General features: G+C 61.5%; 12 protein-coding genes. 11 read left to right on the top strand and 1 reads right to left on the bottom strand.

Going from position 1 to position 16,607, the window contains the following annotated elements; translation table 11 throughout:
* Nucleotides 1-205 precede the first annotated feature (205 nt).
* The 9 genes from ACQY6Y_RS00730 to ACQY6Y_RS00690 all read left to right on the top strand — a co-directional run bounded on the left by ACQY6Y_RS00730 (nucleotide 206) and on the right by ACQY6Y_RS00690 (nucleotide 10,452).
* Complete coding sequence (locus ACQY6Y_RS00730; RefSeq protein ID WP_428378396.1) at nucleotides 206-616, top strand: hypothetical protein; 411 nt, start codon at nucleotides 206-208, stop codon at nucleotides 614-616.
* A gap of 112 nt (nucleotides 617-728) precedes the next feature.
* Nucleotides 729-1,955, top strand: a complete 1,227-nt coding sequence (locus tag ACQY6Y_RS00725; RefSeq protein WP_428378395.1) for a hypothetical protein — start codon at nucleotides 729-731, stop codon at nucleotides 1,953-1,955.
* Nucleotides 1,956-2,054: 99 nt separating this feature from the next.
* On the top strand, nucleotides 2,055-2,477 hold the full coding sequence (locus tag ACQY6Y_RS00720) for a hypothetical protein (RefSeq protein WP_428378394.1): 423 nt from the start codon (nucleotides 2,055-2,057) through the stop codon (nucleotides 2,475-2,477).
* A complete protein-coding gene (locus ACQY6Y_RS00715; protein WP_428378393.1) occupies nucleotides 2,455-3,747 on the top strand; it encodes a PBSX family phage terminase large subunit in 1,293 nt (430 codons plus the stop codon). The genes ACQY6Y_RS00720 and ACQY6Y_RS00715 overlap by 23 nt, the downstream gene beginning before the upstream one ends.
* 143 nt (nucleotides 3,748-3,890) lie before the next feature.
* Nucleotides 3,891-4,748, top strand: a complete 858-nt coding sequence (locus ACQY6Y_RS00710; RefSeq protein WP_428378392.1) for a GIY-YIG nuclease family protein — start codon at nucleotides 3,891-3,893, stop codon at nucleotides 4,746-4,748.
* Nucleotides 4,749-5,109: 361 nt separating this feature from the next.
* Entirely contained in the window at nucleotides 5,110-6,588 is a 1,479-nt protein-coding gene (locus ACQY6Y_RS00705; protein WP_428378391.1) for a hypothetical protein, read from the top strand.
* 425 nt (nucleotides 6,589-7,013) lie between these two features.
* Nucleotides 7,014-7,643, top strand: coding sequence for a helix-turn-helix transcriptional regulator (locus ACQY6Y_RS00700; RefSeq protein WP_428378390.1), 630 nt, complete (start codon nucleotides 7,014-7,016; stop codon nucleotides 7,641-7,643).
* Nucleotides 7,644-8,337: 694 nt separating this feature from the next.
* Nucleotides 8,338-10,074, top strand: coding sequence for a DUF262 domain-containing protein (locus ACQY6Y_RS00695; protein WP_428378389.1), 1,737 nt, complete (start codon nucleotides 8,338-8,340; stop codon nucleotides 10,072-10,074).
* A gap of 132 nt (nucleotides 10,075-10,206) precedes the next feature.
* The gene (locus ACQY6Y_RS00690) at nucleotides 10,207-10,452 is read left to right on the top strand and encodes a hypothetical protein (protein WP_428378388.1); all 246 of its coding nucleotides are present in this window, start codon (nucleotides 10,207-10,209) and stop codon (nucleotides 10,450-10,452) included.
* Nucleotides 10,453-10,479: 27 nt separating this feature from the next.
* Here the strand turns inward: ACQY6Y_RS00690 and ACQY6Y_RS00685 are convergent, their stop codons facing one another.
* On the bottom strand, nucleotides 10,480-12,990 hold the full coding sequence (locus ACQY6Y_RS00685) for an HsdM family class I SAM-dependent methyltransferase (RefSeq protein WP_428378387.1): 2,511 nt from the start codon (nucleotides 12,988-12,990) through the stop codon (nucleotides 10,480-10,482).
* A gap of 126 nt (nucleotides 12,991-13,116) precedes the next feature.
* Between ACQY6Y_RS00685 and ACQY6Y_RS00680 the strand changes: the two genes are divergently transcribed.
* The gene (locus tag ACQY6Y_RS00680) at nucleotides 13,117-15,963 is read left to right on the top strand and encodes a TrlF family AAA-like ATPase (protein ID WP_428378386.1); all 2,847 of its coding nucleotides are present in this window, start codon (nucleotides 13,117-13,119) and stop codon (nucleotides 15,961-15,963) included.
* Between the two features lie 100 nt (nucleotides 15,964-16,063).
* A complete protein-coding gene (locus ACQY6Y_RS00675) occupies nucleotides 16,064-16,606 on the top strand; it encodes a hypothetical protein (protein WP_428378385.1) in 543 nt (180 codons plus the stop codon).
* The last annotated feature ends 1 nt before the right edge of the window (nucleotide 16,607 follow it).

Below are 16,607 nucleotides of genomic sequence, written 5' to 3'. Positions count from 1 at the left end.
ACGTCTTGACGGGGACGAGACATGGGGGGACGTCGCGCGCGGGCGGGCGCGGGCGCGCGCACGCGCGGGCGGGGGCCTTGGGCGCGGTTTCGGTCGAGACGTTGAGACGGGCGGCGTCCTCGCTGATAGGCGGGCTGTTCGCCGTCTTGAGCGGGGACGAGACGCGCCCGGGTAGCGGCATGAGACGCGGAGGGAGGGGGCACGGATGAGCTGGTGGACGGAGGAGCAGGACGACGTCCTGCGCGAGGTGAGCTTCCGGGGCGCGGCCTACGCGGCCGCCGAGATCGAGCGCAGGTGCGGCGTTGCCCACTCCGTGCGGGCGGTGGAGATGCGCGCGTCGCGGATCCACTGCTCGCTCGCCGTGCAGACGGTGTGCTCGGAGTGCGGCGCGGTGGGCGTGAAGATCAACCGGCAGACGGGGATGTGCCCGCTCTGCACCGAGCGCTACCACCTGGAGCAGGAGCGCGCCTTCAACGAGCAGCTCGAGCGTGAGAGGGCGCACGCGGAGGAGTCCGCAGAACTGGAGGCGGTTCGGCGCGAGCGGGACATGATGCGGCAGCGGAACAGCCGCCTGTGCAGGAAGTACGGGCTCAAGGGGCGTCGGAAGCGGAATTAATCTAGCGGCTTCTCTAATCCATAGAACCCGTGTGGGGCGATGCCAAAACATCAGAGTTCCTGCCTCGATATAAACTGAACCAAATAAAGTTCTCTTGGAGGTTTAAGGGGGGTTGGATGTGACGATCGAATTGATTGCTACTGTGATTGTCCCGTTCCTTGCCGCAGTGCTCTCCTTAGTCGGATCTCTCTTTTCAGAGGTCAGTCAACGCGGGCGCATTAAAAATGACATTGAGATATATCAGAATCTCGCCTCAAAGCTAGATGGCAATCAGAAAATGTCCAGCTCTCTCAATATGCTTTCCGAACACATTGAGAGGGAGCTGGGTATGCTTACAGGTGGTAAGGCACGCTGGACATGCCTACCGAGGGCGGTTGTATTCCTTGCTTTGGGAGGAGTACTGTTCTTTGCAGTCGTCCGCCTCGCCTCGCTCCTGGACGTGGCTGACTTCCTTTCCCCCCTCAACTTGTATGCGTATTTCCTTCTGCTGATACTTGCTGCCTGGTGTCTGATGTCGGGGCTGAAAAACCTGTATCGTTACGTGGCTCTTAAGTCTCAGCTACTTCTTATCCTCGACGAGGCAAGAACATCTCTAAGGGCGCTCACAAAACTGAGCCAGAATTTATCTCAATCCGTCGATGCTCAGAGTAAGCTCTCTGAATATTTCAAAAAGGTTGCTGTCAGCTTGGAAACTCCCCAGACAAACTTTGTTGGCACAACCTCGGATGCACCATCGAATGCTGTTAATGGCATTGAAAACTTGAAAAAGCTACGGAAAACACTTCAAGAGCAAGAGGATCAGGTAAGCCAGAACGCCTCAAAAAAAGACGAGCTTATCGCGTCCGCAGACAACACTTTGCGAAATGCCAGCTTCGTGGAAGATCGCACATTATTCTCTCTATCCCTCAAGTGGATGCGCCGAAGGCTTGTTAAAAGGCGTTATGAACTTGAAGCTATGGAGAATCTACTCACTGAGGCAAAGGATAACATCGCCTGGTGCCGAGGTGCGGTTGATGAGTCGATACGGCTTTACGAAAGCTTGTCTGGAAATAAGCGCGTCGTGCTTAAAGATTCGAGTGGAATGCTCACCTTTGATACCTCTGAGGAGCTCTATAGAAGAGAGCACTTGGAGAACTTCTTCTCCGACTTGTCAAAAGGTCGTTTCGAAATCATCAGAGCAGAAGGTCCTCGCGACACCCTTGTCGTCGCGCAACAAAACGCCGGTGAAACATACAAAGGGCATAATACATTTACGATACTTGGTTTTCTCACTGCCAAAGACGGGCATTTCCCCAGCTATCTCAGAATCAGTCACGCTCCCGTTCGGCATGTGCCATAGCCACTGAGGCAGAAGAGTGAGGTCCAATTCTCTCTTATTGTGACGTGCCATGAGAATCCACCGTGGGGAAGTTTATCGACGCTCACGGGGGTGATTCGCATGGCGAGGCGTCCGAAGCTGACGCAGGAGATGGTGGACGAGGCTATTGCGCTCAAGGCGGACGGCCTCTCCAACGGCGACATCATCTGCGCGCTGGGCATCCACGAGTCGACGTTCTACCGCTGGATCGGCGACCCCAAGAACAAGCTGCAGCGCGCGTTAAGCGAGGGGCTAAAAAAGGAGGAGAGCGCGTTCAAGCGGACGCTGCTCACCACGATCCGCTCGGCCGCGCTCGCGCGCAACCAGTACTGGACGGCGGCGGCGTGGCTGTTGGAGCGCAAGTACCCCGACGAGTTCGGCAAGGCGGAGCGCAAGGGCGACGAGGGCCGCGAGGACGCGGCTCCCAGGATCGTGCTCGGCGTGGTGGCGCAGCCGGTGCAGGAGAGGCTGCCCGGCCTCGATGGGGGCGGTGCTGATGGTTGACGCGTCGGCGCTCGTGATCCCGCGCTTCCACGACGTGCTCGGCGACGTGATGGCCCACGGCCACACGCACTACTGGCTCTACGGCGGGCGCGGCTCCACGAAGAGCTCGTTCATATCGCTGTGCGTCGTCCTTCTCCTCCTGGCTCATCCGGAGGCGAACGCGGTGGTGGTGCGGCGGTTCTCGAACACGCTGCGCGACTCGGTGTTCCAGCAGGTGACGTGGGCGATCGCGGAGCTGGGGCTCGAGCGGTGGTTCCACGCCCGCATCTCGCCGATGGAGATCACGTACCTGCCCACGGGGCAGCGCATCGTGTTCCGCGGCGCCGACGACCCGCTCAAGCTCAAGGGCGTGAAGTTCACGCGCGGGTACTGCGCCGTGACGTGGTTCGAGGAGCTCGACCAGTTCGACGGGATCGACGCGGTGCGCTCCATCCTGAACTCGCTCAGGCGCGGCGGCGAGGACTTCTGGATCTTCTACAGCTACAACCCGCCGAGGACGCTCTGGAGCTGGGTGAACCGCGAGAAGCTGGAGCGCGAGCGGCGGGCGGACACGCTCGTGCGACAGAGCTCGTATCTCGACGTGATCGAGAGCCACCCGGAGTGGCTGGGCGGGCCCTTCGTGGAGGAGGCGGAGTACCTGCGCGAGGTGGACGAGCAGGCGTGGCGCTCGGAGTACCTGGGCGAGGTCACGGGGACCGGCGGCAGCGTGTTCAACAACGTGGTCTCGGTGCGCCTGTCCGACGCGGCGTGCCAGGGCTTCTCGCGCACGCGGTGCGGCGTGGACTGGGGATGGTTCCCGGACCCGTGGCGGTTCGTGCGCTGCGGCTGGGAGCCCGGGGAGCGGAGGCTCACCATCTTCGGCGAGCTGTCGGCGAACAGGAAGACACCCTCCGAGACGGCGGCGCTCGTCGTGGGGGCGCTCACCTACGCGGACGAGCCCGGCGAGGACGCCTACCTCCACGACGAGCTGATCTGGTGCGACGACACGCCGGACGGCAAGCAGTCGATGGCGGTGTGGCGCCGGGAGGCGGGGCTGCGCGTGCGGCCGGCGCGGAAGAGCAACATGCGGCGGCTCTCCTACGAGTGGCTGGCGGGGCTGCGCGAGATCTGCATCGACCCGGAGCGGGCGCCGCTCGCCTACGAGGAGTTCCGGCTCAAGGAGTACGAGCGCGACCGCGACGGCACGTGGGTCGACGAGATCCCGGACGGCAACGACCACTCCATCGACGCGGTGCGCTACGCGATGATGGACGACGTGCTGAGGGGCTAGTTCTTCTCGCCCGTTCTTCTCGGCAGCTTGATAATGATGCAAGGCTGAACCCGTCCTGCGGAAGCGCTGGGCGGATGGTGGCAGGCATTCTCCAAGCTCAACTAGAATACGTGTAGAGCATGTTCAGAGGAAAGGCCGGCGCCATGGGCATCCCACTCAACAGCATCCTCAACCTGACCGAGGAGCAAATTAAGAACAGCAGGATTGAGCTGAACACGAAAACAGGTACGACCAGCGTGCCCTTCATCGACCTCTGGTTCGAGCAGACCGAGGAGGACCGTCGCAGCGGCGCTCCGTGCGTCACGTCCTATTGGGGATGGCTCGGCCCGAACCATAACTTTTTCGAGGGCGAGTGGGTGTTCAGCTTTCTCCGCCTTGGAGAGGGCGGAGATGACTGGCTCTTTGTGTCGGCGGCGAAAGTACTGGCCGTCCCCAAGGGGAGGCAGGCGGACGTCGAGGTCCTAACGGACTACGCGCCTTTCTTTGGGCGACTGGTGATCGACCTCCATAAGGGGAATACCAATTCTCGCTACACCTTCAAGCTCGACACTTTCTTGAGCAAGGCAACGGTCAAGGAGGTTCTTCCCGCCCTCTACAGCGGGGAGAGGTTCCACGGATATGACGACGTGCACCTGCCCTACGCGAAGCTCGACAGGATCTTCAGGCGCGAGATCATGCCCTCGTACCACGACGCTCTCGAGAGCGTGACTGGAGTCTACTGCCTCACCGACACCAAGACCGGAAAGCTCTACATAGGCTCTGCGACCGGCGAGGGAGGCGTCGCGGCGCGCTGGGGCAGCTACCTGGACACCAACCACGGAGGCAACAAGGAGCTGCGTAAACTCCACGATGACAAGGGCGAAGAGTACTTCCGCGAGAACTTCGAGTTCACGCTTCTGGAGTACTTCGGAATGAGCTACGACCCTCAGAAGGTGCGGGAGCGCGAGAAGTGGTGGAAGGACTGCCTCGACACGCGGGAGCACGGATACAACGACAACTAGCCTGAGTTCTTCTCGGCATGAGAGGCGGGACGGCGCCGGAAACCTTCAGTGGTAGAGGGCAGCGCGCCGTCCCGTGCCGTCATTATACGGGCGGCGCGCGGGAGTTTTCCACAAGGGGCTCTCGGCACGTTCTTCTCGGCATGAGACGCTTTGGAACACGGGGCGACGCTTCGCGCGGAGCGCCGGGAGGTTATCGACAAGTTCTCGTTGGAATGTGCAAAACCGCTGGTGGTAGTGCGTGCCCGGGCGTTCTTCTCGCCTAGAGCGCAATTCAGTTGGCTACTGAATCGCGGGCGTTCTTCTCGTCCTTTGTGACGGGCGAGTTCAATGGGCGTGTTCGGACGAGGCGGGAGGTGGGCCCATGGGCGTGAACGAGGACGAGTACTGGGTGCCGGAGCATGTGAGGGAGTGGCTGAGGTCGCTCGGGTTCTCGCTGCCGCTGGAGGACATGGAGCCTCACATTCGCGCCTGGGATAGGTGGATGCGGGCGCTCGGGGACTTCTACGACTATAGGGACACGGACGGCGTGGGGCGAGTGTACGAGGTGCACCGGCGCTCGATCCACCCGGCGATGCGGGTGTGCCGTGAGTGGGGGTCGCTGCTGCTGAACGACCGGACGCAGGTCGCGTGCGCGGAGCAGGCGTGCACGGACTGGCTCGCGGCGTGGATGGCGCGGACCGGGTTTCTCGCCTCGGCGCAGGAGTGCGTGGTGCGGGCGTTCGGCCTGGGGACCGGGGCGTGGGCGCTCTGGGTGGACGCCGGCGCGGGCGAGGTGCGCGTGCGGAGATATGACGCGCGGATGGTCGTTCCCCTCACCTGGGACGAGGAGGGCGTGACCGAGTGCGCGTTCGTGACGCGGGCGTTCTGGCGCGGGCGCGCGGTCGACCAAGTGCAGCTGCACCTGAAGGGTTCGGGCGGGGCGTCCTTCTCGCCTGGCGAATCTATTGAAGCTATAGCGAGCGCGGCTGGTTCTTCTCGCCTAGCAGATGACACGGGTGAAGGAACGTACCGGATCGTGACGGCCTGCTTCGACCGGGACGGGAACCGCGTCGAGCCCGAGGGCGTGTGCCCGGTGTACGACACTGGGAGCGTCTGGCCGACCTTCTCGATCGTGAGGCCGGCCGTCGACAACACGCGGGTGGACATGTCGCCGTACGGGCAGAGCGTGTTCGCGGACGCGGTGGACGCCATTCAGGCGGTGGACCTGTGCTACGACGCGATGATGAGCGAGATCGACAACGGCAAGATGCGCGTGTTCCTCTCGGACGTGATGTTCGACGTGGAGCGCGACGGGAAGGGCGGGCGCGTGTCGATTCCGTTCGGGCGCCAGGACTGCACGGTGTTCCGCAAGGTCATGAGCACGGAGGACACGATCCACGAGTTCGCGCCGACGCTGCGCACCGAGGCTCAGGCGCGGGCGTTCAGGGTTGCGCTGCAGACGCTCGGCGACCTCTGCGGCTTCGGCATCAACTACTTCGACCTCGAGAACGTCGGCTACGTGAAGACGGCCACGGAGGTGTCGGCGGACAACTCGGCGCTGATGCGCAACATCCGCCGGCACGAGCGCGCGCTCGAGGGCGCGATCGCGGGCATCTGCCGGGCGCTTCTGGCGGCGGAGCGCCGCCTGGGCGTGGAGCTGCCCGACGAGGGGCTCGTGCGCGTGACGTTCGACGACAGCATCATCACGGACACGACCGCCGAGAAGCGCCAGGACATGGACGAGGTAGCGGCGGGCCTGCTGGAGCCGTGGGAGTACCGCCGCAAATGGTACGGCGAGGACGAGGCGACCGCTCGCAGGGGCGCCGCCCGGTCGGGTCCATCCGCCGCCGGGCTGGGGTGACGCCTTCGCCGGAAGCGGACGGCTCGAGAGATGCAGCAGCCCGGCTGCCGCAGCGGAGTGCGCGCCGCAGCGTGGGGCGGGTCGGGCCCGAGCCGTGCGCGCAACGGAGCGGAGGCGGGCGGGCTGCGGACAACCCTCGATGCGCGGCGGACGGCGGTGGCGGCGCCCCGGGTGGCGGCGGATGGCTCGACATCCTTCTCGTCCTTCTCGTCCTTCTCGTCCGCCGTGACGACGATGCCGCGACCGTCGACCGGCCCACATGCGCTTCGGAAAGCCGCAGGTAGATGCTGTGTAAAGAACTCTTGACGCGCGTTTCTCGCCCCGCAACGCCCGATGTCGGGACCCTTTGATGGTACGATTCCGCGAGACGTGCCATGGTCTGGCCCGTAAGGGGCCGCGCCGAGGAGGACGGAGGGAGAGCGGGCATGGAGATCGGCGGGAGGATACGCGAGCTGCGCGCGGCGCACGGGATATCGCAGGACGACCTCGCGGCGCGCGTGTACGTGAGCCGCCAGACGATCAGCTCGTGGGAGAACGGCAAGACCTACCCCGACGTCCAGAGCCTGCTCCTGCTCTCCGAGATCTTCGGCGCGTCCGTGGACTCTCTCATCAAAGGAGACGTGGAGACCATGAACGAGACCATCGAGAGGGACGTCGTCATCATCAGGAGGCTGGGCGCGGCGATGATCGCCCTCGCGGCATGCACGGTCGCCTCCGCGCTATGGGCGGTGGCGCAGGTCGAGATCTGGGGGTGGAAGGGCGTCCAGGTGGTGCCCACCCTCCTGCTCACGTTCGTGCTCTGGGCGTGCCTGATGTTCTGCTCGCACTGGGCGGAGAGGATCAAGCGCGACCACGACCTCGCGACCTATCGCGAGGTGCTGGACTTCTGGAACGGCGCCGAGCCAAACCGCGACACCGAGCGCGGTCGCCGCGAACGGGCGATTCCGGGCTGGATGCGCGCCGTGCGCTCGGTCGGCATGGTGGTCCTCGCCGCCGCGGTCGGCTACCTGTGCGCCCGCTACGGCGTCCAGCTTCTGCAGGGGCTCCTCGGCTAAGGGCAGCCCCATTGGGCTGCGAGCGAAGCCCACACCCCACCACCACCCGCGAACGAGTACGAGAGAGCAGCAGCCCATCTGCCGTAGCGGAGTGCGCGCCGCCGCGAGGAACCGACCCGCCCTGCGCACGTCAAACTCCCAGCAGGCCATGCCCAGAGCGTAGGCTGTGTATGCGCGCGGTGCGAGGGACAGACAGCGTAGCCGGAGTGTGCGACCGCCGCGAAGGGCAGACGGCGCAGCCGGCTGGCCTGAGCCGGGAGCGACACGTAGGCGGAGCTGGCTGGCCCGAGCCGCGGAGCAATACACAGCCGGAGCGGCGGGCATGGCCGTGAGTGGCGCTCTCCGCGCAGGGCGGGGCGGTTTCCGAGCCGTGCGCGCAACGGAGCAGAGGCGGGTGGGCTGCGGACGACCCTCGACGGGCAGCGGGTGGTGGTGGGGTGTGGCACTCGGGATCGTCGTTGAGGGCTCGATGTTCTTCTCGTTCTTCTCGTTCTTCTCGTTCTTCTCGTTCTTCTCGACCCGGCTATGCCGGCATCCCCTTGTCGTTTTGTCGAAAACGACACGCAGGTCAGACACTGTGTTGCTGATTGTTGCAGCCCCCCGTTTGCCTCCTTTGAGCTGAGCGCTAGGGCTCATGGGACGGGTGCGCGGTATACTGTCGCAAAGCGTGTCGTCTACCTCTCGGGAGGAAGCCGTGTCGAAGCTCACCGTCGACCAGAAGTCAATCAGGGAACTGCTTTCGGACAAGCGGGCGGACTTCCTCATCCCGGACTACCAGCGCCCGTACGCGTGGGGCGAGGACGAGTGCGCGACGCTATGGGACGACCTCCGCGAGTTCGCCATCCCCGGGGGCAACTCCCGCGCCTTCGACGACGACGCCGACGAGTACTTCCTCGGCCCCATCGTCACGTACAAGAACGGCGACGGCAAGCTCGAGATTATCGACGGCCAGCAGCGTCTCACGACCATCATGCTGCTCCTGCGTGCCTTCTACGACCGGTTCGGCAAGATGAAGAACCCCGACGCGGTCGAGCTCCACGACATGATCGCTCGCTGCGTGTGGAGGACAACCGTCATCGGTCACGTGGACACCGAGCGTCTCAAGATCGACTCGGAGGTCGCCTCCGACAGCGATAAGGAGGAGTTCCTCCTCATCCTCAAGAACGGCGAGGTCGACCCGAAGTGGCAGAGCGCCTACGCCAAGAACTTCCGCTACTTCCAAAAGGCGATCGAGGAGTTCATCTTCGACTACGCGCCCGACGTCGCGATCTTCGCAGCGCGCATCCTCAACAACGTCATCCTGCTGCCCATCGAGGCGGAGAGCCAGGACACGGCACTCAGGATCTTCTCGACACTCAACGACCGGGGGCTTCCGCTCTCGGACGCCGACATCTTCAAGAGCCAGTTCTACAAGTTCTTCTCCGACATGGGACGGAAAGACGAGTTCATACGCCGCTGGAAGCAGCTCGAGGAGACGAGCGCCAAGATCTTCTCGCCTCAGCACGGGACACCCATGGACGAGCTCTTCACCCGCTACATGTACTACGAGCGCGCCCTTGAGGGGAACCGCAACACCACGACGCAGGGCCTCCGCGACTACTTCGGGCGCGGCGGGTACGCGCTGCTGAGGAGGGGGGAGACCCTCGAGAACCTGGAGGCTCTCGCCGGCTTCTGGAGCCGCGTCGACATGGAGGATGGTTTCTCGGACGACGTCCTCAGGCAGCTCTTCATCCTCCGTTACGCCCCGAACGGAATGTGGACGTACCTCGTCTCCGTGTGGTTCCTCGCGAGGAGGGACGAGGAGGGCGCGCTCGACGACGATGAGTTCCTCGCGTTCCTCCGCAGGATCACGGGCTTCATCTACGCCTACGCGGTCGAGCGCCCCGGCGTGAACGCCCTGCGTTCGCCGGTCTACCCCGAGCTCATCAACATCGTCAACGGTCGTGAGGTCACGTTCTCCGATTACCGCTTTGGTTCGGGCGACATCCGCTCGAGGCTCCTCTCCTACACGTTCACCAACCAGCGACCCATCACGCGGTCGATGCTCGTGTGGCGCGCCTTCAGCGACCCGGACCAGCCGCTCGTGAACCCCGACACCGTGTTCGAGGTCGAGCACATCTACGCCAGGCGGCGCAACGAGGTCTTCCCCCTCAAGAGGAGGGAGAACCTGGAGGCGCTCGGCAACAAGGCGATGCTCGAGAAGTCCGTCAACATCAGCGCCTCGGACTTCCGCTTTGAGGACAAGAAGAAGTACTACCTCGGGTACCGCAACGACAAGGGCCAGCTGAGGCGGGGCACCGAGATCCGCGAGCTCGCCGAGATGGCGCGCTCGCGCGAGGACTTCAGCGAGGCGGACATCGAGGCGCGCACCGCCGAGATCATCGACTCTTTCGTGGACTACCTCGGCGCGGTGGGCCTGCTCGCCGATTGAAGAGGAAGAGTCGCCGGGGGTGAGCCCGTCGCGAGATTCGCGCGCGAGTTCGGGCGACACCTAGAGCGCAGGGGCGTCTACGGGCTGCTGGACTACGACTGGGCTGAGCGCTTCTGGACGCTCGGCTTCGAGATGGACTGCGGCCATTCGTTCAACGAGAGAACCGGACTCCTGCTCGGCGACGAGCGAGGACTCGACCGTGTGCTGGAGAGCATTGACGACGTGAGGCTCCTCGGGGACGCCGCTTTCTCGCAGTGCCGCTACATCACGCACTGGGCGTGCTCGCTGGAGCACGAGAGCGTCGGGTGGATCGTCAGGGTGCTCGGGAGGATGGAGGAGCTCTCCGACAGGGGCACTTTCTCCCCGTCGGAGAGCTAAAGCCCTTCGCGCTCTAGTTTCGTTCCGTTATGAGTTTTCCAGCATCTTTTTCGTCTGGGAGCTCTTTGCCGACTCGAACTCCGAGCGAATCGTCGAAAGCTTCGTAAAATACCTCTTATAGTGAGCGCTCGCTTCGTCCGCCTTCTCTCTTGTGGGCGCAATAGGAATCTCTATCTCGAGATAGCGGTTTCCGACATCCTCCCGGTTCGTCTGCATGAAGATGACCCTGTCCCACTGGTCCTTGACTATTTGGAGATCTAGGGCCCATGCGAGATAGAAGGAATCGAAGTTGGCGGATTCATCCGGCCTGAAGACGACGACCTCTTTTGTGAGCACGACATCGGTCTGATCCGGGAGCAGGACCACCGGTTCCCCGATGTTCTTGCATGCTCTCGAGGGCGTGATGACGTCATAGGCATTAAGTCCGCTGCTCTTTGAGCGCCAATGTCTCTCCGCAACAGCGCGCGGAACCATGTTGGTGCTGTTGACGTTGACGAGCCCCGCCCTGAGGTCCGATACCTTGATGTAGGGAACGTCACCGAACCTCAGGTCTATCGAGGGGCTTCCGTGGCCATTTCTCACCATAAGAGCTCCCGACTCGACCAGCTCGCCGATCGTTGCCCACGAGAATCCCGCGAGCGACGCCTCGACGCACCTTCTGAAACGGTCGCGCGCTCCATAGTCGGAATACTTCGGCACACCTGCCAGCTCGGTGATCCCGAGGCTCACGAAATGGGCGGTCGGAGTCTCCTCGCCATCGAGGAGAGAGTTCACGTCCTTGATGGCAACGTCGTCAATCTCACTCAGCCTATTTCCTGCCTCGTCGACGCGATGAAGCTCCACGCCGTCCTTGTTGATTCCAATCGTCGGGGCGTTCGAAACCCACACCTCTCCGTCGCGGAACCATTCGGGGACATGGGTGAGCAGCGACGGCTTCCCGCGCTTCTGCAGCACGTAGAAGTTGGTCTTCGCCCGGCAGAACCCCTGAAACGCCTCCATGGGGATGTTAAGAACGCCGCGCAAGATGAACCTCTCCTCGAGCCACTCCCTGAACCACTCGTACGACTTCGAGAAGAAGTACGTCTCAGGCAGGACGATCCCCAGCCTCCCGCCGTCCTTGAGGAGTCGGTACGCCCTCTCGACGAAAACGATTCCCAGCTCCGTGCTGCAGTACTTGTCGGACTTCATGCCGCCGGGAGTGTGCCTGCACACCGTGTAGCCCCCGATGCGGCCGTCGCGGGCCGACACCCGGAGGTCCTTGCCGAACGGGGGGTTCGTCACGACCACGGTATAGCTGTCGTCTCGCATGCACTCGTGCTTTAGAATCGGGAACTCGTCCTCCCACTTCTGGGAGCGGATGCTGTCGCCGAGGTAGACGTGGGCAGAGCCGTCTCCGACACCCACCATGAGCGCCCTGGCGAGCTTAACGTTGATCGAGTCGCGGTCAACCATGAAGAGCTTGTCATGGGCCCAGGTCCTCGCGTCAGCCTGCTTTCCCAGATCTCCCTCGTACGTCTTGCTCACCGAGACATACGCCTCGAACACGAACCCGCCGGTTCCTCCCGCCGGGTCGATCACCTTGTCCTCGTCGGTGATGTCGAGCAGGGGTATGCCAGCCTCTATGACCCTCGCCGGCGTGAAGTACTGGCCGTCTCCAATCTTCAGGTTGTTCGTTCGGAATATCTGGAACGCCGTCGAGAGCGCACGAGGCGATACGGCCTTGAGGGTGTAGCCCTGAAGCTCCGCGACCGCCATCTGGATGGAGTCGTCAGTCAGCTGAATCGTGTCGGGGTCGCTTTCGAGGAAGAGCTCAGTTCTGGTCTTCTTGGTCTCGCGGTACAGGGAGTTGATGATTTCCCTCGTCTCGGCGGGAGTGTCCCTGACCTGGAACGTGAGCGTCCTGTCCTCGTGGTTCGCCCCCACCTTGTCGCTTTCCATCTTCACGATGAGCAGGTTCGCCATCTCATTGAGCCTCTGCTCGGGACGAGTCGAGATGGAGTCGGTTGCGGCTATGGTTCCGAGGATCTTCGCGAACGAGGCCTTCAGGTCCCTGTCGGTGGGGTGCTTGAGATCCCTGTATGTCAGAGGCTCCTTTCCGGCGAGGACGAGGTTGTCGTGCGGCGACGGGAGTTCGGCGTTCTCCCTCGTCTCGTAGGACCCGTCCGCAAGCTTGAATACGGCGGTGGATGCAGTGCCGTTCGTCCAGTACCCGTAGCGCGCGGCAGGCTCGTTGCCAAGGTAAGCCTTCAGCTGTGTCTTGCCAACGTTGATGCTCGGCGCCTTGAACTCAAAAATCGCGATAATGTGGTCCGGGTCGCCGACATGCTCGTCCGAGTCAAAGATTGCGAGGTCGACAGGGTCTCCCTTGAAGGCATGACCTGCGTCTCGCTTGGAGTGCTCACTCGGAGGATTGGGCACCCTCCACTCCGAGTCGTCGGAGTCCGGGGACGGGCAGATGATCTGTCCCCTGCTCCATCCGAGGGCGAGGAGCTTCTGCAGGATTGGGAGCCTTACCTCGACATGCTCGGGATTGTTCATCTGTCCTCCAAAACTTGAGCTACTCGGATTTCTGCCTTATCATACAGAAAAACTTGAGTAACTCAAGTTTTGACGGAGGTAATCCAGACGCGTGTCACAAGTCTGCGTTGGTGAAGGGAGTCCGCTTTGAACAGTAAGTATGGCTCCGAGTGGCGTAAGTGGGACCTTCATGTCCACACACCTTATTCGGTCCTCAACAATCAGTTCCACCTACATCCGGAGAACGCCAGTGACTTCGACGAGTACGTAACCAGGCTTTTCTCCTCTGCCGTAGAGAAGGGCGTCTGTGCCATCGGGATAACGGACTACTTTTCCGTCGAGGGCTATGCCAGAATCCGCAAAGACTACCTCGGCAACCCAGAGGCGATGAAGCGCCTTTTCCCCGATGAGGGTCTTCGAAACAAGGTGCGCAGCATAACGGTTTTTCCAAATGTCGAGCTGCGAGCTACGAATATCATCTCCGTTAACAGAGGAGATGCGCGCACTGATGACTTTTTGGACTATCACGTCATTTTCTCTGACCAAATCGATCCGGAAATAATCGAAAGAAACTTTCTCAATAGGCTTAGCTTTACAACGGTAAATCCTGACGAAAAGCTAAGCCTCAACAGGGATAACATCATCGCGTTTGGCAAACAAATTCGAGCCCTCAATGGGGGCAGATATGAGCCGTACAGGACGGGACTCGAAAACATAACCATTAGCTTTGAAGATGCCACTGAGATCCTATCATCCTGCAGCGCATTCTCAGGAAGCTATCTCATCGCCATTCCGGCGGACGAGACCCTTCCGAAAATCGACTGGAAAGGAAGGGGTTACACGCTCAGATGCTCCATTACCCGACGTGCGAATGTATTCTTCTCTTCATCAGAGAAGACAAGGGAGTGGGCATCAGGTGGAAGAAGCTGGAACGAAGAGGAGCTTGGGGCTCCTCGTCCGTGCATCGTCGCCTCCGACGCCCACGACTTTGATCATCTCTTTGAACCCGAATGCGGAAAATACTGTTGGATAAAGGCCGATCCCACCTTCGAGGGTCTGCTTCAGGTCCTTTGCGAGCCTGTTGACAGAGTTGCTGTCCAAAAGGACCGTCCCGAGAGCTTGGACCCCCACAGGTCCATCGAGTCTTTGGCTTTCGGCGACCAGCTGTTCCAAGAAGAGCCCATCGTTTTCAGCGACGCCCTCACGTGCATCATCGGAGGTAGGTCAACAGGAAAATCGATGCTCCTGCGCAACCTCGCCTGGGCAATAGCGCCCGAATATGCCAAGAAGCAAGAACGTCGCAGTGGGTCAGTCGAGTTTAAGCCTGCCGCCGGCGTTAAGGTGACGTGGCGGGACCATGTCCCCAGTGAACAGAGGAAGATCATCTATCTTCCGCAAACATTTCTCAATCGAACCGTAGACGACCCTGAATCGGAAGATGGCACAAGTGGTCTAATCGGCGATGTCCTCATGCAGGACGAAGCTGTGTTGGAATCCTTTCAGGTCCTGGAATCCGAGCGCAATCGCATAAGGACTCAGACGAACGCCCGTATCGAAGACTACTTTCGGACAAGACGCGATTTTGATGGCCTGCGCCGAATCATCATCGAGAACGGCGGGCACGAACTATTCGAGAGCGTAATACAGGAGCTGGAGAACGAAAGCAGCAGGCTTGCGGAATCTGCCAGCGCCACGAAAGAGGAACTTGAGAAGTACGGGCACCTGACGGAGCGAAAGACGGAGATCGAAGCAAAGATTGTCGAACTCGAAAACGATTCATCGGCGATTGCTTCCTCGACTTCCCCGACACTTTCTGAACCTCAGCTTCGGGGAATGGACCTCTCCCTCACCCTCGCGCCAGCAACTGCCGACGCCCTGCGAAAAGTCATGAATTCGCTTGAAACAGCGCTCTCCGGTCTCTGGGAGAATGAGGCCCGTCGTCTCGTGGAAGACCTATCCGCTCAAAGAGAGAAGCTTGTTGAGGAACTGCAAAGCATCGAGAATGATCTCTGTGCACTTAAGCCAAAAGTGGAGCAGAGCGTCCAGCTGGCAAAGATAATGGCAAGGCTGTCCGACGAAAGGCGCCTTCTTCTTGAGGCAAAGGAACGCGAGGAGGGGCTTCGGAAACTTCAGTCCGAGCTTAATCGGCTGAGGGGCATCATTCTCTCTTCGAGATCGCAATACCACGATGCCTATTTGACCTATTGCAAGTCCATTGGGGATTTGTCCGGCTCGTTCTCCACAAACCTCTCCTTTTCTGCTGAGCCGGCTTGGCGGTTCAGTGACTTTGCTGGGAGCGTGCTGAACAACCTAAACAGCAGAAGATTTAGCCAGTTTGATCGAGTTTACGGGCATAACCTTTCGGATCTTTCGTACGGAGACTATACCGACGAGCTCCTTTCCGACATCTGGCTCGGCCTCGAAAGTATGGCGAATGACGGTTCCGTCCTTCAACTGAAGTCGGGCATCTCCGAAGAGGATTTCGTCAGGAGCCTATTCTCCGACTGGTACAACGTCCATTACATCGTGACAAGCGACGGCGATCAGCTTGCGCACATGTCCCCCGGGAAGAAGGGGCTCGTTCTCCTTGAGCTCATAATCGAACTGGAGAGGGGGAATTGCCCCATCCTGATTGACCAGCCCGAAGATGACCTGGACAATCGCTCCATATACTCAGAGCTCAGAAAGTTCATTAAGGACAGCAAGAAGCGACGGCAGATTATCGTTGTGACCCACAACGCGAACATCGTACTGGGAGCTGACGCCGAGGAGGTCATCGTCGCCAACCAAAATGGTGCCGAGGCGAGAAACCGCAGCAGAAAGTTCGAATATCGCTCGGGGTCAATAGAGAACAATGTGGTAAACAGGTCGGATGACGCCGCTTCAGAGCCCTATCTCAGCCGCTTCAGCATACAGGACCACATCTGTAGAACTCTCGAAGGTGGAAGAGAGGCACTCGAGCAGCGCAGGAAGAAGTACGGATTCTCCTCCTAGCAGGCTTTTAAGTCATTGTTGTGACACACCCGTACCCTGACCGAGACGTTAGGGTGCGGGCTTTTTCTTTGCCCGCCCGAGGAGAAAGGCGGGCCTTTTCATGGGTGACGGGAACGATGGCGCGGCCGCGCAGGCGCAGGTCACGGGTGAGCCGCAGGCGCAGGTCGACCAGACGGCGCAGGCGACGGTGACGGCCGGGCTCCAGGGCGCTGGCGGTGTTGGCGACGGCGGTGACGTGGCCGAGAGAGCTCGCGCGGACTACGAGGCCGCCCTGAAGGAGCGCGACGCGCTCATCGCGGAGCTCGAGGGCGAGATCGCCGAGGCGGCCAAGACCGCAGAGGGCGCAGAGAAGCTGCGCACCGAGATGGACGAGCTGCGCCGGAAGGGCGACGAGGAGCGCGTCGGCTTCGAGCTCCAGCTCGCGGGCGCGCGCAACGTCAAGGCGGCGCGGGCATTACTCCCCGACTACGAGAACGACATCGACAAGCTCAAGGCGGCGGAGCCGTGGCTCTTCGGCGCGGGGGCTGCCGCCTCTGCGCAGGCGGGCGCGACGGGGCTGCCGAACGCGGGCGCGGCCACCGACGAGGGCGCGCAGATGAGGCGCTGGCGCAAGATCGCCGGCATCGACGACGAGGAGGAATAGG

Source organism: Olsenella sp. Marseille-QA0557, from assembly GCF_965119725.1.
Classification (GTDB): Bacteria; Actinomycetota; Coriobacteriia; order Coriobacteriales; family Atopobiaceae; genus Coprovicinus; species Coprovicinus avistercoris.
The sequence above is the reverse complement of the archived record's forward strand: the minus strand, read 5'-3'. Positions and strand labels throughout refer to the sequence as shown.